Raw genomic sequence first — 26,329 nt, 5'->3', positions numbered from 1 at the left:
CCCGCCCGTCATGAATCTCCTTCTCCGACTCCTGCTCGCGACGGGTAGCGGTCTCCTGGTCTACGCCTCCTACGAACCCCTCGGGTGGTGGTTCTCCGGGATTCTCGGTATGGCGCTGCTCTATGTCGCACTCGCGCCATGGTCCGGGGGGACACGGGATTCCGGCCCCCGACTCCGCACCGGGGTGCTGCTCGCCTTCGCTCACGCGATGACCCTCTACCTGCTGCTGCTCCCGTGGATCGGTGAACTCGTCGGAACGTTCCCGTACGTGGCACTGGCCGTCACGGAGTCGCTCTACGCGGTCGTGACGGGACTCGGGGTGACCGCGGCCGCCCGGCTGCGTGTCGGTCCGGTGTTCTACGCGTTCATCACCGTCGCGGTGGAGTGGCTGCGCAGTTCCTGGCCCTTCGGGGGTTTTCCCTGGGTCCGGCTCGCCTGGGGACAGATCGAGGGGCCCCTGCGTTTCCTGGCGCCGCTGGGGGGACCGGCGTCGGTCACGTTCGGCACCGTCATGGTCGCCGCCGGGGTTGCGGCTCTCCTTCTCCGTGGCCGGAGGGCCACCGCCCTGACGCTGGTGGCGGTTCCCGCCGTCGCAGCGGCGGGGTCGTGGGCGTCCGCCCCCGGGGACAGCGCCGACACCGGCCGTATCACGGTCGCTGCGGTCCAGGGAAACGTACCGAGGCTCGGACTGGACTTCAATGCCCAACGTCGTGCCGTCCTGGCGAACCACACACGGGTCACGGAGACCATCGGTGAACCGGTCGATCTCGTCGTCTGGCCCGAGAACTCGGCCGACGTCAACCCCTTCGCCGATCCCACGGCCCGTGCACTCGTCGACGAGGCGGTGAACTCCGCCGGTGCCCCCATCCTCGTCGGCACCCTCACCAGGGACGATGTCGGGGACCGAAACACCGTCGTCGTGTTCGACCCGGTTACGGGGCCAGGGGAGTGGCACCACAAGAAGTATCTCCAGCCGTTCGGGGAGTGGATGCCGTACCGGGATCTGCTCCGCCCCCTGTCCCCCTATGTCGACCGGGCCGGTGACTACAAGCCCGGCGACGGCGACGGCGTGGTGCACATCCGTGTCCCCGCCACCGGAGAGACCGTCGGCGTCGGTGTGGCGACCTGCTACGAGGTGTCCTTCGATGCTGCGGGGAGAGAAGCTGTCAGGGCCGGGGCGCGACTCCTGACGACCCCGACGAACAACGCGACGTTCGGTTTCTCCGACATGACCTACCAGCAGTTGGCGATGTCCCGGATGCGGGCACTCGAACTCGACCGCGCGGTGGTGGTCGCCGCCACGTCGGGGGTGTCGGCGATCATTCAGCCGGACGGACACGTCACCTCCAGCACGAGGATATTCACCCCGGCCGTCCTCACCGACACCCTCCCGCTCCGCGACAGGCTCACCTTCGCCGCCCGCCACGGTTCCGGGATCGAACTGACCCTGGGTATAATCGGGTGGATATGCCTGTTCGCCGGGTTCGTCACCGGTCGACGCGAAAGAAAACCGAGAAAAGAAGGAAGCGGACGCGCCACCGGTACCCGACGCAGGCCCCAGCCACACCGAGGAGAATGACTCACCCATGTCGAAACCCAGCGACGCAACACTGGTCATCATCCCGACCTACAACGAGCGGGAGAATCTCCCCCTGATCACGGGGCGGGTCCGTTCCGCGACCCCCGAGGTCGACATCCTCATCGTCGATGACGCCAGCCCGGACGGTACCGGGGAGCTCGCCGACGAGATCGCGGAGAACGACGAGCGGATCCATGTCCTGCACCGCAACGGTAAGGGAGGTCTCTGCGGAGCCTACGTCGAGGGGTTCCGGTGGGGCCTCGATCGCGGGTACCGGGTGCTGTGCGAGATGGACGCGGATGGTTCCCACGCCCCGGAACAGCTGCATCTCCTCCTGGAACAGGTCGATGCGGGCGCTGATCTCGTCATCGGGTCGCGCTACGTCGAAGGCGGGAAGGTCGTCAACTGGCCCAAGCAGAGGTGGGTGCTCTCCAAGGGCGGCAACATCTACATCTCCCTGGCCCTCGGAGCGGGTCTCAGCGACATGACCGCCGGCTACCGCGCCTACCGCCGTGAACTCATCGAATCCCTCGATCTCGATGAGCTGTCGAACGCGGGCTACATCTTCCAGGTTGACCTGGCGTGGCGTGCCGTACGCGAGGGCTTCGATGTCCGCGAGGTTCCGATCACCTTCACCGAACGTGAGATCGGCGAGTCCAAGCTCGACGGCAGTTTCGTCAAGGATTCCCTCGCGCAGGTCACCGCGTGGGGCATCGCGCACCGTCGGGAACAGCTCTCCGCTGTGATCGACGAAGTGAAGAAGGAGATCGAGTTCCGTCGGCGTCAGCGCCGCCGCAGCTGATTCACGCCGCCGTCGCGTCCCCGCACGGCGGCGTCGCCGGACCGGGGTGGGCCTCAGCCGACGGTACCGACCACCACATCGGCACGCCTGCGGGCCGCCTCCCACACTCCGTCCGAGATCTCCCGGTGGGTCAACCAACGGCCCTCCGGGTGTCTCCCGAGGACGCACAGGATGCTGTCGTCGAATGCTGCGGTGGCCCGGACGGCATCGGATGAGACGATCCCGGAACTTCCGAGGACCTCGATGATCACGGTCTCCCGCGTGAGGAGGGGGTGACCGCATCGGCGACGGCACGTCGCCAGGGGGAGTGGCACCACATCACGAGTAGATCGACCGTTCCGCCGAGGGCGGAACGGCACCTGTGCGCGTACATGTCCGGATCATGCCACGATGTCTCGACACCGATCAATCCCGTCGTCGGCTTCAACCTTTCAGGATGTCGCGAGGGCACGACCACCGATGCGCCCGCAGCGGCCAGCCCGCGGGAAAAGGGGAGCAGCATTCCCGTTCCGCCGATGACGAGGGCACGGGTCGGGGCGAGGTCCATGTGGACGGCACCTTTCTGCACGGTCTGACGGAAACGGACCGCCACGATCCGATCAGCGGCGATCGACGTGACGGTCCGTTCCGGTGTGACGGGCGGGGAGTCTCAGGCCCCGTTCTTCTTCGCTTCCTCCTGCTGCTGCTTCAGCAGACGGGCGGCGTTACGGCGTCGCTTACGGAGCAGCTCGATGCGTTCCTCGAGGAGTTCATCGAGTTCCTCGATGGTACGACGCTCACGGAGCATGTCCCAGTGGGTGCGCGGCGGTTTGGTGGGCTTGGCCTCGACGCCTTCACCCTCCATGAGGGTGCCCATCTGTCCGTTCTTGCACATCCAGGTGCCGGGAATCTCCGCATCATGGGCGAAGGGGACCTCGAAGATGTCCCCGTCATCGGTGCGGTACTTCACCAGTTGGCGCGGCGCGAGGTCGTGGTCGCGGTCGGTCTCGTAGCTCACGGCGCCCATGCGGCTACCGCGGAGAACACGATCTGCCATAGAAGTATCAGTCCTTTACTGTGCGAAATACTGGTGTCAACAGGTCCGGCCGGACGCGGACGGTCGGAACGACGTTCCGGATGGGCGGAGAATCCACGACATCGACGAATCAGAATCGGCGACCGCACGAGATCCCACTGCATCACCCGGGAATCACCCGGGACGATTCCTGCTCGATTCCGGCTCAATTCCGGGTCAACCGATGGCGGGCCTGTTCATCCACCCCACTATAGCCCCGATCACCCGGGACGACCACCTGCGGATACCTCCGTGTTCCCGGGACAGGCGGCACCAAACGGACGGTCCACCCGGGGTGTCTGTTGATGCCGTGGGCACGGACGCCCTAAGGTTGGGGGAGTGAGTGAGGAAGTGGACACCAGGCGTCAGGCGACATGCCGGTGGTGCCAGTCCCCGGTCCCCGAACAGGGGCGCGGGCGGCCACGCAAGTACTGCAGCCATTCGTGCAGGCAGCGCGCCTATGAACAGAGGAACCGGGTCTCCGGTACGTCGATACCCGCCGACGCGGTCATCATGCGGCCGGAGAAGGCCGAGCAACTCACCGACCTGTTGTTCGAGCTCCGCTGCGCCGCCGAGGACATCGCCACGGCCGCGGAGGAGGACTCGCCCCCGGCCGAGATCCGGGACCTGTGCACTGAACTCGTCACGCTGGCGCGCCGCGCCGAACATCTTCGCTGACTCGGCTTTTCAAAGAACACCGGAAGAGGACACATGGAAACCCTCAGGAAGCCATTCGTGGCTCTGACCGTCGTCGCCATCATCGTGATATCCCTGGCGAGTGTCGGTCCGCTGGTGTACAGGCTCATCACCGATCCCGGTATCCGGACCGGGGGCATCAACGCGGAGAACGCAATTCCGGCGGCAACCGGTGTCGACGGCCACTGGAAACTCGTCCCGGGTTCGGGGGCGAACACGACCGGGGTCGGTTTCACCTTCAACGAGGTGCTGCCCGGAGAACGAAAGAGCACCTCGGGGAGCACGTATGAGGTCACGGGATTCCTCGATGTGACGGACGGTGCACTCACCACCGGTGAGGTGGTCGCGGACACCACGGCCATCAGAACGGACATAGAAAAACGTGACATCAACGTCCGCCGGAACATCCTGCACACCGACGAGTTCCCGACGGCGACGTTCCGCGTGTCGGGGCCGATCGACCTGTCCGCCCTTCCGGACGACGGCACCGTGACCGGTGTCGAGGTTCCGGGGGTTCTGACCCTCCACGGCACATCCCGGGATGTGACGCCGACGCTCGACATTCTCCGCACCGGAGAGCGGGTGATCGTCGCCGGTGTACTCACCGTGAACAGAACCGACTACAACATCCACACACCCGAGTTCGTGGCGGCCACGATCGCCGAGGAGGGCGAGATCAACATCCGTCTCGTCTTCGAGAAATAGGAGGTAACCGACACATGGCTCACCGTATGATCCCGATGCTGTGGTTCCGCATCCTCGTCCTGGTCGGATTCCTCGCGTACACCGCATACTCGGGAATGTGGGTTCTCGCCGCTATCGGCGTCGTACTTCTGGTCCTCAGTGGTTTTCAGCTCCGCAGCGCCCGGAACACGCGGGACAGGGTCCGCGCCGAGGCGACCGCCCCGTCCGGGGCCCGGGCGAAGAGTCCGGAGAAGAGAAAGAAGATCTAGGATCCCCGTGCGCCAAGGGGGGCGCACACACCCACACTTTCGTCACGCGTGACGGAAGATGAACCAGCAGGGCCCCGTCCCGAGGGGGCATAAGAGTGGCGACAGCGGCCCGACACCAACGGCATCCGGAGGATGGCGCCCGCAGATTCAGCCGTTCCCGACACCACGAGGAACGCCCGGACTGAAGAGGGCCGTCCGGACGCCTCCGCGCCAGAGGGATGCCGGCGACGCGGACTCCGTCGACAGTCGGTGTGTGCGTCACACCGGGAAATGACGTGGGCGGCCGATCCGGGGACCATCACGGCGGCACGGCACAGCCGCACGATGTCACGGTCGAACAAGCGGACCCCGCGAAACGTCCCTGTTCAATAATTGTCCGATAATGTACATTATGTCATTTCAGACTTCCCCCCAGGGGCCGGACCGTCCTCCACGAAACCCCGAGTCCCGAGCGAATGATGCATCGGCCCCGCAATCGCCTTAATCCAACGCACGGATCCCTAGATCGGCTCGACATTTTCGTCGATGCGATCCCACGATTATGGACCCTTGCACCACCGCAAGGACCGCATTCCTCGTTCCGGAGTGGTCAGAGCTATCCGTGCGGTCGTAGAGACTACTGCCCCACATCAAGTCTCAGTAGGTCACACTGGGACGCTCTCGACGGCGCCAGGACCGACAGGCTCTGAGGGCCGGGTCGTGAGTTAGGCAATAGGACCCCTGGGACGTAGCGCTCGCTTCTGACAGGTGAAGGGTGTGACAGATCACAATTTGATATAGCTACCTAAAGTCTCACAGGTCAACCCGCATTGGCCGGGTGCTGACGATGCGCTGCGAGAAAATTGGCGCGCCTCGTTCCGAAAGCCTATCCGCTTAGATAAGCTGGGGACAAAACAGTTAACACAATGTTGATTTCTAGCGACCGATGATGCTGAAAAATGAAGGGGGTGAGCAAAGTGGCTTACGATATGAAGATGACTCAGTTTCTCACAGGAGCAACGGAGTCGCAGTTAAACCGCTGGGCACGCGAAGGGATCCTCGTCCCGGAAATCCAGCAATCGAGACCGAAACTCTACTCCTTCCGCGATTTGGTCGCTCTCCGTATGATCGCCCGACTTCGGTCGACCGTGTCTCTGCAGAAGATACGCCTCGCACTTCAAACATTGGAAGACTACGACCTTACTGATCACTTATCCGAATACCGCTTTGCCACTGACAGCAAGTCTGTGAAGCTGTGGACCGAGAACGGATTCATGGATGTCGTTAACAACCCAGGCCAATGGGAGCTGTTCAACCTCGAGAAGATCTATGAATCGTTCGTCAACTTTCGAAAGCGCACCGTTCCGCATCTGTTGGAACCTAGCAACGGCATCAAGATCTCTCCTGATCGCTTGGGGGGTCGACCGACAATTCGAGATCTTCGGGTCCCCTTCGATACCGTGATTGGATGGTCAGAGGAAGTAACCACCGACGAAGACCTGAAGGAATATTATCCGTTCTTGACGATGAGGGATGTCCTGAACGCAGAGTCCTTTAAGCATGACTTGGAGGAAGCGGTTTAAATGAAATTCCTCTTCGATGCCAATGTGCCGAAAAAAGCCCAAAAGGCTGTACAGTCGGTATTTACCAAACACATATTCGTGGCCGCATGGGAGGATCCATTTTCCCCAGACCTTAACGATCTCGCCCTATTCGAACTCGCCAAAGACCAGGGTGTCGATGCGATCATTACTCACGATATCGTTCAGATGGTCGGAGCGGATCGACGTGACGAACGAACACGTTGCGCTGAGTGCGGCCTGCACTGGCTCGGCATCCCTCAGCCATATCGTGTAAAAGGTCCCACGCAAAAGTCAGCGCATACTGCCTCTGGGTTGATTCATGCATTGACCCATGGCATCGACATCTTCACGTCATCCCTCGAGCCAACAGCTTTGCTGCTGAAGGAAGTGCCAGAGAAAATTGCTTCCGAGCGAGGCTACCCCCAGCAGATTGCCGGCTTTTAGACCCTCACCAACACCGCCCGCTGCGCATACCGCAGCTGCCTGCCCGCACCACTTCCACCCATCAACCGGCGACACTAATCCCACGACTAGTGCACCCTACTGCCTCTCGTGCCCAATCCGGACAGTCCACCGAAACCCCAGCAACAAACCGCCGACTACGGTTACCCGGTCAGTACCTGCAGCGGGCTGCGCTTGCGGCCGCAATTTCCTTCAGGGGTCGGTCTTATCGCCCTTCTCCCGTATTGGTGAGAACCTGAGCCAGATTTAGCGCGCTCAACGTTGCAATTATCAGCACTGTCAGATTGGGACCGATCGACATATCAGACAAAAGCCATGAAAAAATCAAAAAAGTTACGCAGGCGGTTGCCACGGACAAGGCGATGACTTTTCTATTTGATTTACCGCCACCCCACGCTCCCCTTGCGGGCCGCTTTTTGTCCAGGCCCAGGAATTCATGCATTGTTCTTTTTCTTCTCTTCCCGAAGAAGGTGAATAAATTATAATGGTGTCAAGATATCGGGAAACATGACCGAAATATTCCACTCCCCACTCGTGCCCCACCCCGTCAGCCGCCCGACATCAGGCAATTCGAACATGGAAGCTCAGCGGCGATGAGGCGCGAGGTGCATGAGAGTCTCAGGCGACATGTCCATGATCGAGGCGGGTGGTGATCGCTTCGCGGAGGGCGTGGCGGTGGCAAGGCAGCTTTCGGGCTATGCCTGCACTTCGAGCGTGTCGGGGTCGTCGCCGGTGTCACAGACCCGAGCATACTGGGCCGGCGGCACGAGCGGCCCGTCAAAAAGATGATTCCGGCCCCGAACCGGAGGACCGAGCCGCCAATGATGCTCTTTTTTGTATCGATCCGCGATCCCCGCCACCCTTTAGGTCGATTTGACTGTAAGCTAATCAACACCGCTAAAGGTCATTCTGACCAAAAGACTGACGACAGGAGGAACGTGCCCGCGCCCGACACCCGACTGGCTGTATCCACCGTGATCTTCGCGCTTCGCCCGGAGCCCGAGGCCACACCATCCCTGTGGACCCCGTTCGTCAGACGCACCCGCGACCCGCACCTCGGCCAATGGGCACTGCCGGGAGGTTGGCTCCCCGCCGACGAGGGGCTGGAGGATGCCGCGTCCCGCACACTCGCGGAGACCACCGGCCTCCGCCCCAGCTATCTCGAACAGCTCTACACGTTCGGTGACGTGGACCGCTCCCCCACCGGCAGGGTCATCTCCGTCGTCTACTGGGCCCTTCTCCGGACCGACGAGGCACAGCACGCCGGCGAACACGAGAACGTCCGGTGGTTTCCCGCCGGTGACCTCCCCGACCTCGCCTTCGATCACCGGGAGATCGTCGACTACGCCCTCGACCGCCTGCGCACCAAGGTCGAGTACTCGACCATCGCCCGCTCATTCCTCGGCGACACGTTCACCCTCACCGAGCTGCGGCACGTCCACGAGGCCATCCTCGGACACCCCCTGGATCCGGCGAACTTCCGCCGCTCCATGACCTCCTCCCCCGATCTCGTCGACACCGGACAGGTGCTCACCGGCACACCCCACCGGCCGCCCAAACTCTACAGCTACCGCACTCCGGGTTCAGCCCGCCCGTGACAACTCACCGACCACCCGAAGACAGCACAACCAGAGGACAGAGACACCATGCCCACCCAAGAATCAACCGGCCCGCGCGAACCAGCCTCCGTGGATCGGGCGTTGCAGCTGATCACAGCGGGTGCCCGCGCCGGATCCTCCTGCACGAATTCACTCACCGAGGACCCCTGGGCGTTCGACGCCGTCCCCGGATACGGGCCCGGCGCATCAATGTCGGATCCGATTCCATCCGATGCCCCCAGGCAGGGCAGCCTGCCGCCCGAATACCGGAAGGCCACGGACGAGGAACTCCACGGGCGAATCCGGGCGGCGAAAGCGGCACTCGGAGAGAAGGTCGTCGTCCTCGGACACTTCTACCAGCGGGACGAGATCGTGCGGCACGCCGATTTCGTCGGCGACTCTTTTCAACTCGCGAACGCGGCACGGACCCGACCCGCAGCGGAGTCCATCGTGTTCTGCGGTGTCCACTTCATGGCGGAGACCGCGGACATCGTCTCCGCACCCCATCAGAAGGTCATCCTCCCGAATCTCGCCGCCGGCTGCTCCATGGCCGACATGGCCGAACTCGATGCGGTCACCGACTGCTGGGAGCAGTTGGGGGAGATCTTCGGATCGATCACCGACCGCGACGGTCGTGCCCCGGTCATCCCCGTGACCTACATGAACTCCTCGGCGGCGTTGAAGGCGTTCGTCGGTGAGCACGGCGGCATCGTCTGCACGTCCTCCAACGCTGACGCGGTGCTGGAGTGGGCGTTCGAGCGCGGTCAGCGTGTCCTGTTCTTTCCCGACCAGCATCTCGGCCGCAACACCGGCCGTGCCCGGGGAATCCCGCTGACGCGGATGCCCCTGTGGAACCCCGGTCTGCCGCTCGGTGGGAACACCCGGGAACAGCTTCTCGACGCCCGGATCCTGCTCTGGCACGGCTTCTGCTCGGTGCACCGGCGATTCACCGTCGACCAGATCGACCGGGCCCGTACCGAGTATCCGGACGCCCACGTCATCGTCCATCCGGAGTGCCCGATGGAGGTCGTCGACGCCGCGGATTCCGCGGGCTCCACCGATTTCATCGTCAAGGCGATCAACGCCGCTCCCCCGGGGTCGGTGTTCGCGATCGGCACCGAGATCAATCTCGTTCAGCGGCTGGCCGCCGAGCACCCCGAGCACACCATCTTCTGCCTGGATCCGGTGATCTGCCCGTGCTCGACCATGTACCGGATCCATCCGGGATATCTCGCCTGGGTGCTCGAGTCCCTCGTCGGGGGTGACACCGTCAACCGCATCACCGTCGCCCCGGACACCGCCGAGAAGGCGGCTGTCGCCCTGGAACGCATGCTGTCCGTCGCGCCCCGCCCGATGGCCGGATCGACTGCCGGAAAGGGGAACTGACCGTGTATCCGACCACAGCTCAGATCAACGGCATCATCGACGACGCCCTCAGCGAGGACGCCCCGTGGGGCGACCTCACCTCAGAGACGCTGATCCCGCCCGACGCCCGTGCGACCGCGGCGCTCACAGCCCGTGAGGACGGGGTTTTCTCGGGCGGCGAGGTGTTCACCGCCGCCTTCCTGCGCGTCGATCCCGGTACACAGGTCGATGTCCGGGTGGCGGACGGCGCCGCCTTCTCCGCCGGTGATGTTCTCGCGGAGGTGTCCGGCTCCGCCAGATCGGTTCTGCGTGCGGAGCGGATCGGTCTGAACCTCGTCCAACGGATGTCGGGGATCGCCACACTCACCTCCCGCTACGTGGCCGCCGTCGCCGGTACCGGGGCCCGGATCGTCGACACCCGCAAGACGACCCCGGGGTTGCGCCTGCTGGAGAAGAAGGCCGTCCGGGACGGCGGCGGCCACAACCACCGGGCCACGTTGTCCGATGCGGTCATGGTCAAGGACAACCATCTGGCGGTGCTGCTCGCCGAGGGGGTCTCGGTGACCGAGGCTCTGCGGACGGCGCGTTCCAGGCTCCCCCACACGACCCACATCGAGGTGGAGGTCGACCGCGTCGACCAGATCCCGGGTGTCCTCGCGGCAGGTGTCGACTCCGTCATGCTGGACAACTTCACCCCGGAGCAGCTGCGGGAGGGTGTGGCCCTCATCGGCGGTGCGGTGGTCGTCGAGGCCTCGGGGCAGGTCAGTCTGGACACGGTCGGAGACGTCGCGGCGACCGGGGTGGACGTGATCTCCGTCGGTGCGCTCACCCACGGGGTCCGGTCCCTCGATCTGGGGCTCGACGTGAGCGTACGCCGCCCGGGTGACGGTCGGTGAGCGATCCGGGACCGGTCTATCTCGATCACGCCGCCACCACGCCGGTGCGCCCGGAAGCGGTGCGCGCGATGTGGCCGTTCCTCACCGGGGAGTTCGGCAATCCGTCCAGCCACCACGGGGTCGGCGAGTCGGCGCGGGCCGGGCTCACCGCGGCCAGGCGGGCGATCGCGGACACCCTCGGTGTTCGACCGGAGGAACTCGTCTTCACGTCCGGGGGCACGGAGGCCGACAACCTCGCGGTCAAGGGGATCACGCTCGGACACAGACATCGAACGGGACGGGCTCATCTTCTCACCGGTCCCCTCGAGCACGGCGCGGTGCGCGAGAGCGCCGCACACCTCCGCAGGTTCCACGATGTGGCGAACACGGTTCTGACCTGTGACGGGTCGGGACTCGTCGATCCCGACGAGGTGGAGGCGCTCATCCGACCGGACACGGTCCTGGTGTCGGTGCAGACGGCGAACAACGAGGTGGGAACGGTCCAGGACCTCCAGTCACTGGCCGCCGTGTGTCGGCGACGTGGCGTGGCACTGCACACCGACGCGGTTCAGGCGGCCGGGCAGCTGGACATCCGGCCGGCGGTGTCGGGTGTCGACGCCCTGTCCCTGTCCGGACACAAGGTCGGGGCACCGAAGGGGATCGGGCTGGTGTGGCTCCGCTCCTCGATTCCCCTCGAGCCCCTGATTCACGGCGGTGGGCAGCAACGGAGCCGCCGTTCCGGGACGGAGAATGTGGCCGGGGCCGTCGCACTGGCCACGGCGCTGGTTTCCGCGGAGGCGGAACGCGCCGCGACGGCCGAACGGATGACCCGTCTGCGGGACGGGTTCATCCGGCGGGTGCTGACGACGGTTCCCGGGGCACGACTGACGGGCCACCCGACCCGGAGACTGCCCGGCAACGCCTCTTTCACGATCGACGGCGTGAACGGCGAGACCGTGCTGATCGAGCTGGAACGGCGCGGGATCATCTGTTCGTCGGGGTCCGCCTGCGCCGCCGGGTCACAGGACCCCTCCCCGGTCCTGCTCGCGATGGGTGTCGGGGAGGATCTCGCCCGCACCGCACTCCGGTTCAGCCTGGGCGGGGAGACCACCGACGGCGATCTCTCGGCGGCCGCCCGGGCTCTGGAGGACGTGGTCGTCCGCCTCCTCCACCGGCCCTGAACCGGATCCCCTCAACGGGTGTGCGGTGTCCCCTCCGGGGGTCAGTCCCTGATGGGCATACGGCGCACGACGGCGGCGTAGACCGCTCCGGAGACATTGGCCCAGATCGCGGCGATGGCACCGGGGATGGCGGCCTCGGGGCTGAAGAACTGCGTCGCCATGGCGGATGCCAGTCCGGAGTTCTGGGTCGACACCTCGATGGCCGTGGTCCGGCACGCGGCGGTCTTCTGCCCCAGCAGCTTCGGGGCGTAGTAACCGACGACGTAGCCGAGGAGGTTCTGGATGATCACACCGAGCAGGACGACGAGACCCACGACGGCGAGTTTCTCGGCGGACAGTGCGACGACCACCATGAGGACCATCCCGATGGTGCCGATGGACAGCCACGGCAGGATCGGCAGGATCATGTTGACGAAGCGGTCGAAGAACACCCTCAGGACGAGTCCGAGACCGACCGGGATGAGCACCGTCTTGACCAGTGACCAGGTCATCCCACCCGCGTCGACGTCAGCCTGGGCGTCGGCCAGGTAGAGCATGAGCATCGGGGTCATGATCGGTGAGAGCAACGTGGAGACGCTGGTCATCGCGACGGAGAGGGCGACATCCCCCTTGGCGAGGTAGGCGATGACGTTGGACGCCGTGCCACCAGGCACCGATCCGAGCATGAGCAGACCCACCGCCACCTCCGGCCCGAAGTTGAGCGCCCTGGCGACCACGACGGCGGACAGCGGCATGACGATGTACTGTGCGGCGACGCCGAGGAAGATCGGCCAGGGCCGCTTCACCACGGTCCCGATGTCGGGGAGCGTGAGCGTGAGCCCCATGCAGAACATGATGACCATGAGTCCCGGCGAGATCCACGATTTCAGCGGCGTGAAGGCGTCGGGTGTGAGGTAGGCGATGAACGCCCCGATGATGACGACGGCGGGAAAAGCGAGGACCGCCAGTGTCGCCGAGCGTTCCTCGACGTCGACCTTCTCTTCCGGGTGTGGTGCGCTGTGACTGTCGAGCAGGGACACGGTCTCTTCCTTCCGCTGATGTTCTCTCCGCGATGTCCGGCGGGACGGGCACGGGCGCCTCTCGGGGCTTTCACGTACCGGTGGCGCGTTCCGATGATCCGGGGAGTCAGGGGGTGGTGACGTATCCGGTGGATGCCGGCTTCCTGTGGCGGGGTGGGACACGGGTCCCGGCAACTCCGGTTCACCGTAACCGAACGTCCGGTGCGAGCTAAACAGGAACCAACACCAATCACCCCCACTACCCACCCCCGTATCACGATTAGGGATTGGGTGAGATTTCCGCACCCGACAACACCTGACGGCGAAAAACAAGGTCAGCCTAATTATTCGGATGCGACACGTAGAGCGCCATGTGACATTCACTGTCATTTCACTGTCGTTTTACGCGCGATAAACTGCGTCCATGAAGAAGCTGCTGACCCCGGATCCCAGCCGTCTCGGACGCCCCGAGGGGGCCACCGCACAGCCGGATGCCGTCACCGCCGACCGTGCCACAGGCTCCCCCGTCCCGCTGCTGAAGGCACTTCAGACCCTGCTCGGCAGGGACAATGTCTCGGGGCGCGTGAGTGATCTCGTCCGCTACGCATCCGACGCCAGCCCCTACCGTTCCGTCCCCCGGGTCGTCGTCCACCCCAGGAACGCCGACGACCTCGCGAAGATCATGCGCTTCGCCGCACACAGCGGCAGACACCTCACGTTCCGGGCCGCGGGCACCTCCCTGAACGGCCAGGCGATGAGCGAAGACATCCTCGTCGACGTCAAGACGCATTTCACGGGTATGGAGGTGCGTGACGGCGGGCGCCGCATCTGGTCGCGCCCGGGCGTCGTGCTCGGTGACGCACAGGCGGTCCTCGCCCGGCACGGCCACATGATCGGCCCCGACCCGGGCTCGACCTCCGTGTGCACCATCGGTGGCGTCCTCGCCGACAACGCGGGTGGAATGCGCTGTTCCCTGGAACGGGACAGCTACCACACACTGGAGGACGCCACCTTCGTCCTGCCCTCGGGCACGATCGTCGACACGACGGACCCCGGTGCGGAGGAGAAACTGGCGGCCGCCGAACCGGAACTCGTCGCCGGCCTGATCGCACTGCGTGACGAGATCCGCCGGGACGGGGAACTGGTCGGGTTCCTGCGCAGGAAGTTCTCGATCCGGAACACCAACGGTCTCCGCCTCGACGCATTCCTGGACGAGGACACGCCCGTGCGCATCCTCATGCGCCTCATGGTCGGTTCCGAGGGGATCTTCGGGGCGATCACCGAATCCGTCATCCGTACCGTCGAGCTCCCCAGACACAAGGCCGTGGCCTGGGTGATGCTCCCCGACCTCCGCCAGGCGGCCTCCTACGTCGCCCCCCTGATGGAGACCGGCGCCCAGGCCTGCGAGCTTCTCGTCGCACCGGTACTCAAGCGATCGGTCGACAACTTCCGCGAGGCACCCCGCGAGTGGGCCGACATCGACGACGACACGGCGGCACTGCTGCTCGAGGTCGGCGGAACCTCGGAAACCGCACTCGACGAGGCGATCGCCGCCGCGGAGGCCGTCCTCGCCGACGCCGAACTCGTCTCACCGCTCACCTTCGACCGCACCCCGGAGGGGCAGCGTGGCGCGTGGAAGATCCGCAACGGACTGTTCGGACTCATCGGTGCGGACCGCCCCCAGGGAACGGCCCTGATCACCGAGGACGTCTGCTTCCCGCCCGCTCAGGTCGGGCAGGGGGCGGCCGATCTCCTGGATCTGCTCTCGAGATACGGCTACCCGGAGATGGTCATGGGGCACGCCGCCTTCGGCAATCTGCATTTCTTCCTCCTGCCCCGACTCGACGACGACTCCGAGCGCGCCCACTACGCGAGCTTCCTCGACGACCTCGCCCGCCTCGTCATCGACGAATACCAGGGATCACTGAAGGCCGAACACGGAACGGGAGTCAACATGGCCCCCTTCCTCCTCCGCGAGTGGGGTGAACGCGCATGGGGTCTGATGTGGCGGGTCAAGGAACTCATCGATCCGCAGGGCATCCTCGCCCCGGACGTGAAACTCACGCGCGACCAGGACATCCACCTCCGGCGGTTCAAGTCCTTCCCCAGGGTCGAGGACGAGATCAACGCCTGCGTGGAGTGCGGTTTCTGTGAACCCGTCTGTCCCTCCCGACACGTGACCGTCACCCCCCGGCAGCGCATCGTCCTCCGTCGGGAGATGGCGCGACAACCCGAAAACAGTGAGGTGCTGGCCAAACTCCAGGAGGAGTACGAGTACGACGCGGTGCAGATGTGCGCCGCCGACGGCACCTGCGCCGTCGCGTGCCCCATCAGCATCGACACCGGAAAGGTGATGAAGATGTTCCGCGCCGCCGAACACGACGGCACCGCCGAGCACATCGCCCTCGGAACGGCCCGTAACTTCCGCCACGTCGAACGGGCCGCCCGCAGCGGAATCAAGGCGGCGGGGCTTCTCGACGGAGTCGGTGGAACCGCTCCCCTGCGCGGGGTCGCGAACGCCGGGCGTGCCATCCTGTCCCCCGACATCCTGCCGACGGTCCCGGGAAAACTGCCGCAGGCCGCGTCACGTCACCTGCCCGCCACGCAGCGGGAGGGTGCGACCGCCGTCTATTTCCCCGCGTGCATCAACCGAATCTTCGGTCGCCCCCACGGTGCCCCCTCGGATCAGCTCGAACTTCCCCGGGCGATCGTCGAGCTGGGACGACGTGCGGGACGACCGGTGTGGATCCCCGGTGACGTGGAGGGCAACTGCTGCGGCACGCCGTGGTCGTCGAAAGGTTACGCCAGGGGGTTCGAGGACCGCGCCCGGGCCATCGCCGCGGACCTGTGGCGGTGGACCGACGGTGGCGAGCTCCCGGTGGTCGTCGACGCCGCGAGCTGCACACACGGACTGCTGGAACAGGTTCCCGGGGCGCTGGACGGTGAACTGGCGGAGAACTTCTCGACGATCCGGATACTCGACGTCGTCGACTGGTTGCGCGACGAGGTGGTCGACGGCCTGACGTTCACCGACTCGTCCGGGAGGGTCGCCGTCCATCCGACCTGCTCGACCACCCACATGGGGATCAACGACGATCTCGTCGCGCTGGTCGGCAGAGTCGCCGACGAGGTCGTCGTCCCCGACAGGGCGACCTGCTGCGGAACCGCGGGCGACCGTGGCCTGCTGCATCCGGAGCTGGTGGAGTCGGCCACCCGGGAGGAACGCGCCGGACTGCGCGGACACTTCGACGCGTTCGTCTCGGACAACCGGACCTGTGAGATGGGCCTGGAGATGATCGCCGGCAGACCGTACCAGAGTGTGGCGTGCCTGCTGGAGAAGGCGTCGCGGCCGGTGGTCACCCCCTGATCCCGGTTCCCGGGTCCGGCTGCCGCGCCGGTGCCCGGTGCCGGCCGTAGCCGAAGATCACCGAGCGGCGACCTTCCCGGAGGTTCCCATTTTCCGGGACACGGATTCCATCTGACGGGACTACGCGTGTAAGGTATCACCTGCTTTCAAGCGGCGACACCCACCGCCCACCCGGTTCGCCTTCACCCCACGGCGACAATCCCCGCATCACCCGGACACCACCGGGCCGGGGAACTCAACAGTCCGTCGACACGCACTCCCGCACGAAGGAATCAGCATCCCATGACCGGCACCACAACTCCGGCACCCGCCGTGCGCCCCAGGTTCGACCGGCGCACGCGGCGCCGGATCATCATCGCATCACTGGTGGGCACCACCGTCGAGTTCTACGACTTCTACGCCTACGCGACCGCCGCCGTCGCCGTCTTTCCCTACCTGTTCTTCCCCGCCGACGAGGACCGTACCGTGGCCCTCCTCGCCTCATTCGCCACCTTCGGTCTGGCCTTCCTCGGACGCCCCCTCGGCTCGGTTCTGTTCGGCCACTTCGGCGACCGCATCGGCCGCAAGGCGACACTCGTGGCGTCTCTGCTCACCATGGGTATCGCGACCTTCCTCATCGGTGTCCTGCCCACCTACGCGATGGCGGGAGTCCTGGCCCCCGCACTGCTGGCACTGATGCGCTTCTGCCAGGGCCTCGGGCTCGGCGGCGAATGGTCGGGCGCGGCACTGCTCGCGACGGAGACGGCGGAGGAGGGTAAGCGCGCCTGGGCCGCGATGTGGCCCCAGCTCGGCGCCCCGTTCGGCTTCCTCACCGCGAACGGACTGTTCCTCATCCTCGTGGGCACCCTCGGACACACCAACGGCGACACCACCGGGGCATTCATGACGTGGGGCTGGCGCATCCCCTTCCTGCTCTCGGCGGTCATGGTCGTCATCGGCCTCTACGTCCGGTTCAAACTCGAGGAGACCCCGGTGTTCACCCGGGCGGTCCAGAGCGGAAAGAAGGTCGACGCGCCGGTCAAGGAGGTGTTCCGGACCTCCTTCCGGCCACTGGTCCTGGGAACCTTCATCATGGTGAGCTGCTACACGTTGTTCTATCTGGTCACCACCTGGGTACTGTCCTACGGAATCGGACCGAGGGACCGGGGCCTGGGGCTGGGCATCGCCTACACCGATTTCCTGAAGATCCAGCTGGTCTCGATCTTCGCGTTCATCGGCGGTATCCCGCTCTCCGGTCGACTGGCGGATTCCCGCGGCCGACGTCGCACACTCACGGTCGTGTCTCTCGTCATGATCACCTTCGGTCTGACCTTCCCGCTGTTCCTCAGCCCCGATTCCGCGACGATCGGAAGCGTGCTGGCATTCCTCACCATCGGCATGTTCCTCATGGGCCTGATCTTCGGCCCCATGTCCGCGGTGCTGCCGGAGCTCTTCCCCACCAACGTCCGTTACACCGGATCGGGGATCGCCTACAACCTGTCCTCCATCCTCGGAGCGGCGATCGCCCCGTTCGTCGCGACCGCTCTCGTCGCCTCCTTCGGCATCGGTTCCGTCGGCGCCTACCTGGTCGTCGTGTCCGCGATCTCCCTCGTGGCGATACGGCTGATGCGCGAGACCCGGGGCCTCGACATGTCCGAGATCTAGGGACGCCACGATCGGTCGAGCCCGGAAGACGGGTGTGACCGATACCGTTTCCGCCCGAACGAAGTCTCCGGTACGCCGTCGCCTGACGCCACCGCACCAACCGGTTCACCGGTGTCGTATCATCGGATGGGACAGCCACCTGGAAGGTGGATCGATTCCGACGCGGTTCAGCGTACGGAGAAACCGACGGAGAGCAGGGGCCGGTCATGTTCGATGTGGACACACTGGTCAGTTCGTTCGGGCTCGTCGGCATCCTCGCCATCATCTTCATGGAGACGGGACTCCTCATCGGTTTCATCTTCCCCGGGGACACCCTCCTGTTCACCGCCGGAATCATGGCGCACGCCGAGAATCCCTTCGCCCCCTTGTGGGCACTGCTCATCGGCATCCCCCTCGCCGCGATACTCGGAGACCAGCTCGGCTTCTTCATCGGCCGCAGGTACGGGCCACGTGCGTTGGACTCGAAGGCGATGCAGTGGATCGGACCGGAGGCCGTGGAGCGGACGAACCACTTCTTCGACCGCTACGGACCCGCGACGGTCACCCTCGCCCGGTTCATAGCCGTCGTGCGGACGGTGACCCCTGTTGTCGCCGGATTCTCGTCGATGCAGCACCGGACGTTCACCTTCTACTCCGTCATCGGCAGCATCATCTGGGGCGCCGGAATCACCTCGGCCGGGTATCTCCTCGGCGAGATCCCCGTGGTTCAGGAGTACATGCACTGGGTGATCGTCGTCGGTGTCTCCCTCGTCCTCGTCCCGATGCTGATCAAGGTGGTGTCCCTCATCCGTCACTCCCGACGGGACGCACGTCCGCAGCGGGAGGACCCCGGGAACCGGACCGACAGGCCCTCCGGTACCCGCGCACACCACCCGTGATCCCCACCACCCCGTCCACAGACCCACCCGAGGAGGAGACGATGACCGGACGCCTGATACTGGTCAGACACGGCGAGACGACAGCCAACGTCCGACACTCACTGGACACCCGCCCACCGGGAGCTCCCCTGACCGAGCTCGGTCGCTCCCAGGCACGCGCGGTGGGGGAACGCCTCGCGGAGATCGTCGGTGCCCGCGACGGAACCGCCGGTCGACTCACCGGTGTCCACACGTCCGAGGCCGTCCGCGCACGGACGACCGGGATCCTCCTGGCGCGGTCCATGGAGAGATACGCGGGACTCCCCCCGGACAGTGTCCCCGTCACCCCCCGGGCGGGACTGCACGAGTTCTCCGCCGGAGACCTCGAGGACCGTACCGACGCCACGTCGATCGAGATGTTCCGGAGCGCCCACCTCGCGGCGCTGTCGGGCGATCCGGCCGGGATGACGCCCGGTGGCGAGAACATCACCGATTTCCTCGGCCGCTACCGGACCGTGATCGAGGGGGTCGTACTCCCGGAAATGGCCGGCCGTGCGCCCGGTGACGCCGTCGTCGTGGTCCACGCCTCGGCGATGCGGTTGTTCGCCCGTCACGCGACCGGTATCGCGGTCGAGGACGCCCATCCGCTGCCGAACACGGGAGTGATAATCCTGGAGCCCGGCGACGCACCGTTCGGTCGGTGGCGCCTCACGGCCTGGGATCACCGACCCCGCTGAGGACGCGGGGGACGCCTCGAGGTCGCGGTGACCTGAACGGCGTCCAACCAGCCCAACCTGAACATCGCCTCCGTGAGCGCGAGCTGGTAGTCCCAGAGTCGCCGGAAGACGACGTCGAAGCCGGCGGCAGCGGCGCTCCGTTCGTTCGCCGCGAACGTCTCCCGCTGGAACCGCAGTGTCATCTCGTGGTGGGAGGCGAAGTGGGCCTCCGCGATGATCCGGAGGTCCGTCGACCTGTCGACGACCCGGTGGAGGTCCTCCGTCGTGATGTGCTCGAGCTCCGGCCAGATGTAGGCACGCAGGGGCACCAGGGCGTCACGTCCCACCCGTGCCATCTCCGGTGTTGAGACCACGGTCTGCAGAGCGGCGTAGCCACCGGGGGCGAGCAGTCTCTCCACGGCCCGCAGATAGGGGGTCCTCCCGGCCCCACCGAGCACCTCGAGCTTCTCCACACTGACGAGGGCGTCATACCTGCCGCCCCAGTCGAGGCGGGCCGGAATCGGATCCTCCGTCACCGTGACCCGGACCCGACCACCGTCACGGTCGTCCGCGAGCAGAGCACGCACCGACCCGGCCAGTTCAGGGTCCGCGGTAAGACAATCGACGGTGACTCCCCGCCGGGCTGCGGCGAGAGCGACGGTACCGCCACCGCAGGGGAACTCGATCAGGTCGGTTCCCGCGCGTACCCGCGCCGCGTCGAGGAGTGCCTCGGCGGCACGTTGCTGCGCCGCGCCGAGATCGGCGCGTTCCACGGCGACCGGTGGCGCCAGCGTCGTGATGTCGACGAAATGGTTCGCCGGTTCACTCCCCCGGCCGGCTCCCCGGACGAAACTGGGGACCGAGGTCCGGACGGTTGTCGGGACCCCGGACGCGAACCTCGCCCCGAACGCCGACATTCCGTCACCCGAGAACAGCCGGACGAGTTCGCCGGGGAGTTCACCGCCCGCGTAACCACCGGGCACGGTGATCTTCGGCGAACCGGAGCGCAGTCGACCCCGCGGGGCGAACCCGTACCCCAGGAGACCGGCGAGACAGGACACCAGATCCCGGCTCCGCCACTCGCCGGCCATGTAACCCTCGGCGAGGCCCAGCCATCCACTGTCCGCGAGGCGGATGAACAGCTCCTCGTGTTCGACCGTCAGGTCCGCCCCACCGGGAGCATCGGGGTCGAGGGTGATCCCGGCGGTCGCGCACGCGGCCGCGAACCTGGACTCCGCCGACACCGCCCGGTGCCGCAGGATCCGGTTGTCCGGCACGATCGCCACACCCGGCCACCTGGTGGCGTCGATGTGGGTGAGGTGGGCTGGGGTGTATCCCCCGTTTGCGGGGCCGGTCATGGGTCTGAGCACTTCCGTTTCCATGGGATCGGGCGGTCGGGTGCACGACGCCGGGTGGAGCGCCGGAACAACGTCAGCCGATGGTATCCCGTCACCGCCCGCACTCCGGGCAGGCGGTGCCCTGTGAGCCGGGGTGATGTGATTTATCCGACAACGTACTACGATGAAGCATCGTACCGCCGCAGCCTGTTCCTGCGGCTCCAGATCCTTATCCAGGAGAAAATACCTATATGTCTGACAAGCCTTTCCGTCCCGAGGGCGGCCGCCATCACGTCGTCGTCATCGGCTCGGGTTTCGGTGGCCTGTTCGCCGTCCAGAAACTCGCGGACGCCGACGTCGACGTCACCCTGATCGACCGCACCAACCACCACCTGTTCCAGCCCCTTCTCTACCAGGTGGCGACCGGTATCCTCTCCTCCGGTGAGATCGCACCGTCGACCCGTCAGATCCTCAAGGACCAGGACAACGTCCACGTCGTCAAGGGCGAGGTCACGGACATCGACGTCGACGGGAAAAAGGTCACCGCACAGCTCGGCGACTTCGACCGGACCTTCGCCTATGATTCGCTGATCGTCGCCGCGGGTTCGGGCCAGTCCTACTTCGGCAACGACCATTTCGCCGAGTACGCGCCGGGCATGAAGTCCATCGATGACGCACTCGAGCTCCGCGCCCGGATCATCGGCGCGTTCGAGCGCGCGGAGCTGTGTGATGATCCGGCCGAGCGTGAGCGTCTGCTGACCTTCGTCATCGTCGGTGCCGGCCCCACGGGCGTCGAGCTCGCGGGCCAGTTGGCCGAGATGGCGCACCGCACCCTGAAGGGTGAGTACTCGAACATCAATCCGGCGAGCGCGAAGATCATCCTCCTCGACGGTGCCCCCCAGGTTCTGCCGCCCTTCGGTAAGCGCCTCGGCCGTAGTGCGCAGCGTCAGCTGGAGAAGCTCGGTGTCACCGTGAAGCTGAACGCGATGGTCACGAACGTCGATGAGAACGCCGTCACCTACAAGTCCATGGTCGACGATTCCGTCGAGACGATCCCGGCGTTCTGCAAGATCTGGTCCGCCGGTGTGCAGGCGTCCCCGCTGGGCAAGCTCGTCGCGGATCAGTGTGGCGTCGAGGCCGACCGGGCCGGACGTGTCCCCGTGAACCCGGACTGCACCGTGGGTGAGCACGACGATGTCTTCATCGTCGGCGACATGATGTCGCTGAACAAGCTCCCGGGTGTCGCACAGGTCGCCATCCAGGCCGGCGAGTACGCCGCCGAACAGATCATCCGGTCCGTTGACGGTGCCCCCCCGGCGTCCGAACGCGATCCCTTCGAGTACCACGACAAGGGCTCCATGGCGACCGTGTCGCGGTTCTCGGCCGTCGTCAAGATCGGCAAGGTCGAGTTCACCGGTTTCTTCGCGTGGATCATGTGGCTCGCCGTCCACATGATGTTCCTCGTGGGCTTCCGCAACCGTTTCGTCGCCGCCGTCTCCTGGGGCCTGAACGTCCTGTCCAGGAACCGCTGGCAGCTGGCCACCACCCGCCAGCAGATGCACTCCCGGACGGCGCTCGCGAAGCTGCGGGATCTCGCGGGTGAAGGGGACGACCTCATCGAGGTCAAGGACACGGTCCGCTTCAACGGCAGGACCGAGAAGGCCTGATCCGCAGTTCCCGTACCTGCGTGAGGGGTGGGGCCGTCGATTCCGATTCGACGGCCCCACCCCTCTTCCGTGTCACGGCCCCGGTGTTTCCGTCACACGGCGCACGTCCGGGTTGGGTCCGGTCGGGACCGCTCAGATGCGGGCCCCCGGTGTTCTCTCCGGTCCGTGAACCAGAACCGTGACCATGAAGTCGGACTCCGGGGTCAACGGGTCGATCTCCCAGGTTCCCCACCGGTGCTGAGGCACCAGACCGGCTGCTGCGGCGTCCCCGATGAACTCGTCGAAGCCGTACCCCCTCCCCGAACCGAAGCCGATCACCATACGACCGTCGGGGGCGAGTGCGCCGGCGAGTGCCGCGAGGGCCGAGACCCGGCCGTCCGCGGGCAGGAAGGCCATGACGTTGCCGGCTGAGACGATGATGTCGAACTCCCCGTCGGGGATGTCCCCGGTGGTGAGATCCCCGACCTCCCAGCGACAGTCGGGGAAGTCCGTGGTGGCGTGCCTGATGAGAACCGGGTCCAGGTCCACTCCGGTCACCTCGTGTCCACGGCGGGCGAGAACCCCTCCGACACGTCCGGTTCCGCACCCGGCGTCGAGGATCCGTGACCCCCGTTTTCGTGCGAGGGCGTCGATGAGACGGGCCTCGCCGTCGAGGTCACGCCCCTGGGCGGCGAAGGTTCGCCACCTGGCCGCGTACTGTTCGGAATGATCGGGGTTGGCTGCGAGAACTTCTTTCCACGTGGGCATGTGCCCCACGCTACCGATACGGCCCCCGGAGGACGGACACCGGGTACGAGGCTGCCCTAACCCGTGGAGATCCAGGCATGTTGTCCCCGCCGAAACAGTCGCGGATCCGGGGTTCCGTGCCGGACGGGCGGATCCTCCCGAAGACAGGGAGTCCCCGTGACCGGCCACAGCGGACCCCACCGGGACCCCCACCAGGTCACAGCCCCTTCGGGGGACCCATCCGGGGCACACGGATCCGTGAGATCGTCACCGGGGCCGTACGGCCCCGGGACACGACCGCGAGCGACGCGGTGTTCACGGAGACCGCTCTGCCGATACGCGGTGCGGTGTCACGGACGATCGCGGAGTCCGCCCCCCCCCTTCCGGGTCCCCGTTTCGTGGACGATCGTTTCCGCGTCGCGCTCCGCCACGGTTTCCACCTGCACATCGAACACGGCGACATCGACCATGCGGAGGCCCGACGACGGGTACCCGATGTGGTGGGGATCGGTCCGGTGTGGTCGAAGGGGGTGAGCCTGCGCCGGGTGTCGCCAATCGGACCGGGAGGTGTCGACGCGATCGCCCGACTGACGCTGGCTGCGGGGGTGCCGGGTGTCGCGCGCGGGGGGATCACCGTGGACAACGTGGACCGGCTCGGGGACACTGCGGTCGAAGGAATCCGCGTGTCCTCCGCGCCCGTGACCTCCCCGGATCCGTACCGGACGGTGCGGTCCCCGCTGACCCGGTTCCGCCGGGCGGACGCTCCGGCACCGTAGAAAACCCGCTGAACCCCAGGAGAAGACGTGTCCCCCGTAGTCCCACGAGTCCTGTCCATCGCCGGCACCGACCCCAGTGGTGGTGCCGGGGTGCACGCCGACCTGAAGTCGATCACCGCCGCCGGCGGGTACGGCATGGCGGTGACGACGTCGCTCGTCGCGCAGAACACACGCGGTGTCCGTGAGGTCCACACCCCGCCACTCAGTTTTCTCGGTTCCCAGCTCGACGCCGTCTTCGACGATGTGGAGGTCGATGCCGTGAAGATCGGGATGCTGGGCGATGCCGCGACGGTCGGGGTCGTACGTGACTATCTGAACGCGCACCGTCCCAGGTGGGTGGTCCTTGATCCGGTGATGGTCGCGACCTCGGGGAACCGACTCCTCGACGCCGACGCAGAGGATGCGTTGCGGGACTTCGTCGCGGATGTCGACGTCGTCACACCGAACATCCCGGAACTTGCCGTCCTCTGCCGCACGGAACCCGCGTTCGACGTCACCGGAGCCGTCGCCCAGGCCCGTGGACTGGCCGCCCGGACGGGCACCTCCGTCGTGGTCAAGGCCGGACACCTGACGGGACCGGATGCCGGCAACACTCTCGTGCAGCCCGACGGAAAGACGTACACCGTGTCCGCACCCCGTCACGACACCACCTGCACCCACGGGACCGGTTGTTCCCTCTCCTCGGCCCTGGCGACACGCCTGGTCGTGTCGGGGAAGACGGAACAGGCCCTGGAGTGGGTGACGGGATGGCTCAACGAGTCCATAGCGGAGGCACACCTCCTGGAGGTGGGTGGCGGGCACGGCCCCGTCGACCACGGGCACCGTGCCCGCAGACTCGCACGGGCGGCCGACACGACCCCCTGGCGGCATCTGCTCGGCCCGGTGCCTGACGGCGACACACCGGAGACCCTGGTGATCGCGTCCGAACGGTCCGCCCCCACCCCCGGCGTCTCTCCGGCGGGCCCCTGGACGGCCGCACTGTGGGAGGCGACCGGCGACATCTGGGCGGAGATCATGGAACTCCCGCTGATCACCGGACTGCGGGACGGACATCTCGCGGAGAAGGCTTTCACGTTCTACCTCGACCAGGATGCCCACTACCTCGACGAGTACGCACGGGCTCTGGCGGCGCTGGCCGTCAACGCACCGGAAACCGGGGACCGTATCGCCTGGGCGCAGAACGCGGTCGGGTGCATCCTGGGTGAAGCCGAACTCCACCGGTCCTGGCTCACGGACCGCGAACGGATCGGCGGCCCGTCCCCGGTCACCACGGCGTACACCGATTTCCTCCGGGCGAACACGCTCGGTGAGGACCACGTCGTCGGAGCCGCTGCGGTCCTCCCCTGTTTCTGGCTGTACGTCGAGATCGGCCTCGCACTGGCGGAACACAACCACCCGGAGCATCCGTACCACGCCTGGTTGACGGAGTACGCGGCGGAGGAGTTCGTCACCGAGACGAGGGCCGCCGTGGAACGGGTGGAGCGGGCGCTCGCGGGCGCGTCACCACGGCAACGTGTCCGTGCCGCCCGTGCCTATCTCAGTGCGTGTGTCCATGAACGGGAGTTCTTCGGTCAGGCCGACCGGTTCGGGGTGCGGTGACCGGAGGATCCTCACGCGCCCCACGACTCCGTGGTGCGGGAGCCGGGGTCAACCGCGGAGGGACAGGGTACGCAGTCGGCTCCTGGCCGCGACCTGACCGTTGTTCTTCATCGTGATCTCGATCAGCTGCGTCGTACCGCCGACGTGGACCGGAACGGCCTCGACCTCGATCACACCCGCGGTCACGGACCTGATGAAGTCGGTGTTGTTGTTGACGCCGACCGCGACGGCCTTCGCCGCGATGATCGCCATGATCGAGCCCGCCGATTCGGCGAGAAGCGCGAGAACACCGCCGTTGACGAGCCCGAACGGCTGGAGATGCTCGGGCCCGACCTTGAGTCGCGCACGCACCCCTTTCGGGCCGATCCGCGTGTAGCGGATACCGATGTGCGGATCAACCCCGGGATTGCAGCGGTTCACCTCGGCGATCTCCTCGGTGGTGAGGTCACGTTCGGTCGCGTGCATGAGCAGTTCGGTCAGTGTCGGGTCTGCGGTGTTCATGTCGCCCAGCATAG

General features: G+C 66.1%; 26 protein-coding genes. 18 read left to right on the top strand and 8 right to left on the bottom strand.

The features are described 5' to 3' along the window. Positions 1–10 precede the first annotated feature (10 nt). Positions 11–1,579, top strand: coding sequence for an apolipoprotein N-acyltransferase (lnt, locus tag JIM94_RS03650; protein WP_200254835.1), 1,569 nt, complete (start codon positions 11–13; stop codon positions 1,577–1,579). Between the two features lie 7 nt (positions 1,580–1,586). Then, complete coding sequence (locus JIM94_RS03645) at positions 1,587–2,381, top strand: polyprenol monophosphomannose synthase (protein WP_200254833.1); 795 nt, start codon at positions 1,587–1,589, stop codon at positions 2,379–2,381. A 53-nt stretch (positions 2,382–2,434) separates the two neighbouring features. On the opposite strand, the gene JIM94_RS03640 is transcribed toward JIM94_RS03645, so the two are convergent. The 3 genes from JIM94_RS03640 to JIM94_RS03630 all read right to left on the bottom strand — a co-directional run bounded on the left by JIM94_RS03640 (position 2,435) and on the right by JIM94_RS03630 (position 3,417). Then, the gene (locus JIM94_RS03640; protein WP_200254831.1) at positions 2,435–2,632 is read right to left on the bottom strand and encodes a hypothetical protein; all 198 of its coding nucleotides are present in this window, start codon (positions 2,630–2,632) and stop codon (positions 2,435–2,437) included. Beyond that, entirely contained in the window at positions 2,629–2,928 is a 300-nt protein-coding gene (locus tag JIM94_RS03635) for a Rossmann-fold NAD(P)-binding domain-containing protein (RefSeq protein ID WP_200254829.1), read from the bottom strand. Before JIM94_RS03635 ends, JIM94_RS03640 begins: the two co-directional genes overlap by 4 nt. 102 nt (positions 2,929–3,030) lie before the next feature. Continuing rightward, on the bottom strand, positions 3,031–3,417 hold the full coding sequence (locus JIM94_RS03630; RefSeq protein ID WP_200254827.1) for an RNA polymerase-binding protein RbpA: 387 nt from the start codon (positions 3,415–3,417) through the stop codon (positions 3,031–3,033). A 369-nt stretch (positions 3,418–3,786) separates the two neighbouring features. Between JIM94_RS03630 and JIM94_RS03625 the strand changes: the two genes are divergently transcribed. From JIM94_RS03625 to JIM94_RS03605, 5 genes are all read left to right on the top strand, one after another. Further along, positions 3,787–4,113 (top strand): hypothetical protein, encoded by a 327-nt coding sequence (locus JIM94_RS03625; RefSeq protein ID WP_200255140.1) that lies wholly within the window; start codon positions 3,787–3,789, stop codon positions 4,111–4,113. A gap of 57 nt (positions 4,114–4,170) precedes the next feature. Then, complete coding sequence (locus JIM94_RS03620) at positions 4,171–4,836, top strand: YceI family protein (RefSeq protein WP_248702988.1); 666 nt, start codon at positions 4,171–4,173, stop codon at positions 4,834–4,836. 14 nt (positions 4,837–4,850) lie between these two features. Beyond that, positions 4,851–5,084: a hypothetical protein gene (locus tag JIM94_RS03615; RefSeq protein WP_200255192.1), complete on the top strand. Its 234-nt coding sequence runs from the start codon at positions 4,851–4,853 to the stop codon at positions 5,082–5,084. Between the two features lie 974 nt (positions 5,085–6,058). Then, positions 6,059–6,646: a DUF433 domain-containing protein gene (locus JIM94_RS03610; RefSeq protein WP_200254823.1), complete on the top strand. Its 588-nt coding sequence runs from the start codon at positions 6,059–6,061 to the stop codon at positions 6,644–6,646. After that, a complete protein-coding gene (locus tag JIM94_RS03605; RefSeq protein ID WP_200254821.1) occupies positions 6,647–7,090 on the top strand; it encodes a hypothetical protein in 444 nt (147 codons plus the stop codon). It abuts the gene before it with no gap. A gap of 223 nt (positions 7,091–7,313) precedes the next feature. Here JIM94_RS03605 and JIM94_RS03600 read toward each other — a convergent pair whose 3' ends face one another. Further along, positions 7,314–7,550: a hypothetical protein gene (locus tag JIM94_RS03600; RefSeq protein WP_200254819.1), complete on the bottom strand. Its 237-nt coding sequence runs from the start codon at positions 7,548–7,550 to the stop codon at positions 7,314–7,316. Between the two features lie 496 nt (positions 7,551–8,046). Here JIM94_RS03600 and JIM94_RS03595 point away from each other — a divergent pair, with 496 nt between their 5' ends. From JIM94_RS03595 to JIM94_RS03580, 4 genes are read left to right on the top strand one after another with little or no spacing between them, the layout of a single operon-like run. Next, on the top strand, positions 8,047–8,706 hold the full coding sequence (locus tag JIM94_RS03595) for an NrtR DNA-binding winged helix domain-containing protein (RefSeq protein WP_200254817.1): 660 nt from the start codon (positions 8,047–8,049) through the stop codon (positions 8,704–8,706). 48 nt (positions 8,707–8,754) lie between these two features. After that, the gene (nadA, locus tag JIM94_RS03590) at positions 8,755–10,092 is read left to right on the top strand and encodes a quinolinate synthase NadA (RefSeq protein WP_200254815.1); all 1,338 of its coding nucleotides are present in this window, start codon (positions 8,755–8,757) and stop codon (positions 10,090–10,092) included. A gap of 2 nt (positions 10,093–10,094) precedes the next feature. Then, positions 10,095–10,967: a carboxylating nicotinate-nucleotide diphosphorylase gene (gene nadC / locus JIM94_RS03585; protein WP_248702987.1), complete on the top strand. Its 873-nt coding sequence runs from the start codon at positions 10,095–10,097 to the stop codon at positions 10,965–10,967. Beyond that, positions 10,964–12,127 carry an aminotransferase class V-fold PLP-dependent enzyme gene (locus JIM94_RS03580; RefSeq protein WP_200254813.1) on the top strand — a complete coding sequence of 388 codons (1,164 nt, stop codon included), beginning with the start codon at positions 10,964–10,966 and terminating at the stop codon, positions 12,125–12,127. Before nadC ends, JIM94_RS03580 begins: the two co-directional genes overlap by 4 nt. 41 nt (positions 12,128–12,168) lie before the next feature. Here JIM94_RS03580 and JIM94_RS03575 read toward each other — a convergent pair whose 3' ends face one another. Next, positions 12,169–13,146: a bile acid:sodium symporter family protein gene (locus tag JIM94_RS03575; RefSeq protein ID WP_248085761.1), complete on the bottom strand. Its 978-nt coding sequence runs from the start codon at positions 13,144–13,146 to the stop codon at positions 12,169–12,171. A 403-nt stretch (positions 13,147–13,549) separates the two neighbouring features. Between JIM94_RS03575 and JIM94_RS03570 the strand changes: the two genes are divergently transcribed. The 4 genes from JIM94_RS03570 to JIM94_RS03555 all read left to right on the top strand — a co-directional run bounded on the left by JIM94_RS03570 (position 13,550) and on the right by JIM94_RS03555 (position 19,730). Further along, positions 13,550–16,492 (top strand): FAD-binding and (Fe-S)-binding domain-containing protein, encoded by a 2,943-nt coding sequence (locus JIM94_RS03570; protein WP_200254808.1) that lies wholly within the window; start codon positions 13,550–13,552, stop codon positions 16,490–16,492. Positions 16,493–16,774: 282 nt separating this feature from the next. Then, entirely contained in the window at positions 16,775–18,136 is a 1,362-nt protein-coding gene (locus tag JIM94_RS03565; RefSeq protein WP_200254806.1) for an MFS transporter, read from the top strand. A 206-nt stretch (positions 18,137–18,342) separates the two neighbouring features. Beyond that, entirely contained in the window at positions 18,343–19,014 is a 672-nt protein-coding gene (locus JIM94_RS03560) for a DedA family protein (protein ID WP_200254804.1), read from the top strand. 41 nt (positions 19,015–19,055) lie between these two features. Next, positions 19,056–19,730, top strand: coding sequence for a histidine phosphatase family protein (locus tag JIM94_RS03555; RefSeq protein WP_200254802.1), 675 nt, complete (start codon positions 19,056–19,058; stop codon positions 19,728–19,730). On the opposite strand, the gene JIM94_RS03550 is transcribed toward JIM94_RS03555, so the two are convergent. Continuing rightward, a complete protein-coding gene (locus JIM94_RS03550) occupies positions 19,715–21,067 on the bottom strand; it encodes an SAM-dependent methyltransferase (RefSeq protein ID WP_200254800.1) in 1,353 nt (450 codons plus the stop codon). The genes JIM94_RS03555 and JIM94_RS03550 overlap by 16 nt on opposite strands. A 230-nt stretch (positions 21,068–21,297) precedes the next feature. Between JIM94_RS03550 and JIM94_RS03545 the strand changes: the two genes are divergently transcribed. Continuing rightward, positions 21,298–22,713, top strand: a complete 1,416-nt coding sequence (locus JIM94_RS03545) for an NAD(P)/FAD-dependent oxidoreductase (RefSeq protein ID WP_200254798.1) — start codon at positions 21,298–21,300, stop codon at positions 22,711–22,713. Positions 22,714–22,845: 132 nt separating this feature from the next. Here the strand turns inward: JIM94_RS03545 and JIM94_RS03540 are convergent, their stop codons facing one another. Further along, the gene (locus JIM94_RS03540; RefSeq protein ID WP_200254796.1) at positions 22,846–23,460 is read right to left on the bottom strand and encodes a class I SAM-dependent DNA methyltransferase; all 615 of its coding nucleotides are present in this window, start codon (positions 23,458–23,460) and stop codon (positions 22,846–22,848) included. Positions 23,461–23,837: 377 nt separating this feature from the next. Between JIM94_RS03540 and JIM94_RS11385 the strand changes: the two genes are divergently transcribed. Further along, positions 23,838–24,215, top strand: coding sequence for a thiamine phosphate synthase (locus tag JIM94_RS11385; RefSeq protein WP_200254794.1), 378 nt, complete (start codon positions 23,838–23,840; stop codon positions 24,213–24,215). 27 nt (positions 24,216–24,242) lie between these two features. Next, the gene (locus JIM94_RS03530) at positions 24,243–25,814 is read left to right on the top strand and encodes a bifunctional hydroxymethylpyrimidine kinase/phosphomethylpyrimidine kinase (RefSeq protein ID WP_200254792.1); all 1,572 of its coding nucleotides are present in this window, start codon (positions 24,243–24,245) and stop codon (positions 25,812–25,814) included. 48 nt (positions 25,815–25,862) lie between these two features. Here JIM94_RS03530 and JIM94_RS03525 read toward each other — a convergent pair whose 3' ends face one another. Further along, complete coding sequence (locus JIM94_RS03525; RefSeq protein ID WP_200254790.1) at positions 25,863–26,315, bottom strand: PaaI family thioesterase; 453 nt, start codon at positions 26,313–26,315, stop codon at positions 25,863–25,865. Positions 26,316–26,329: the final 14 nt, after the last annotated feature.

It is taken from the genome of Corynebacterium pygosceleis, assembly GCF_016595275.2.
In the GTDB taxonomy this organism is placed as follows: Bacteria; Actinomycetota; Actinomycetes; order Mycobacteriales; family Mycobacteriaceae; genus Corynebacterium; species Corynebacterium pygosceleis.
Note: the sequence above shows the minus strand (reverse complement) of the source record. Positions and strands in the feature narration are given on the sequence as shown.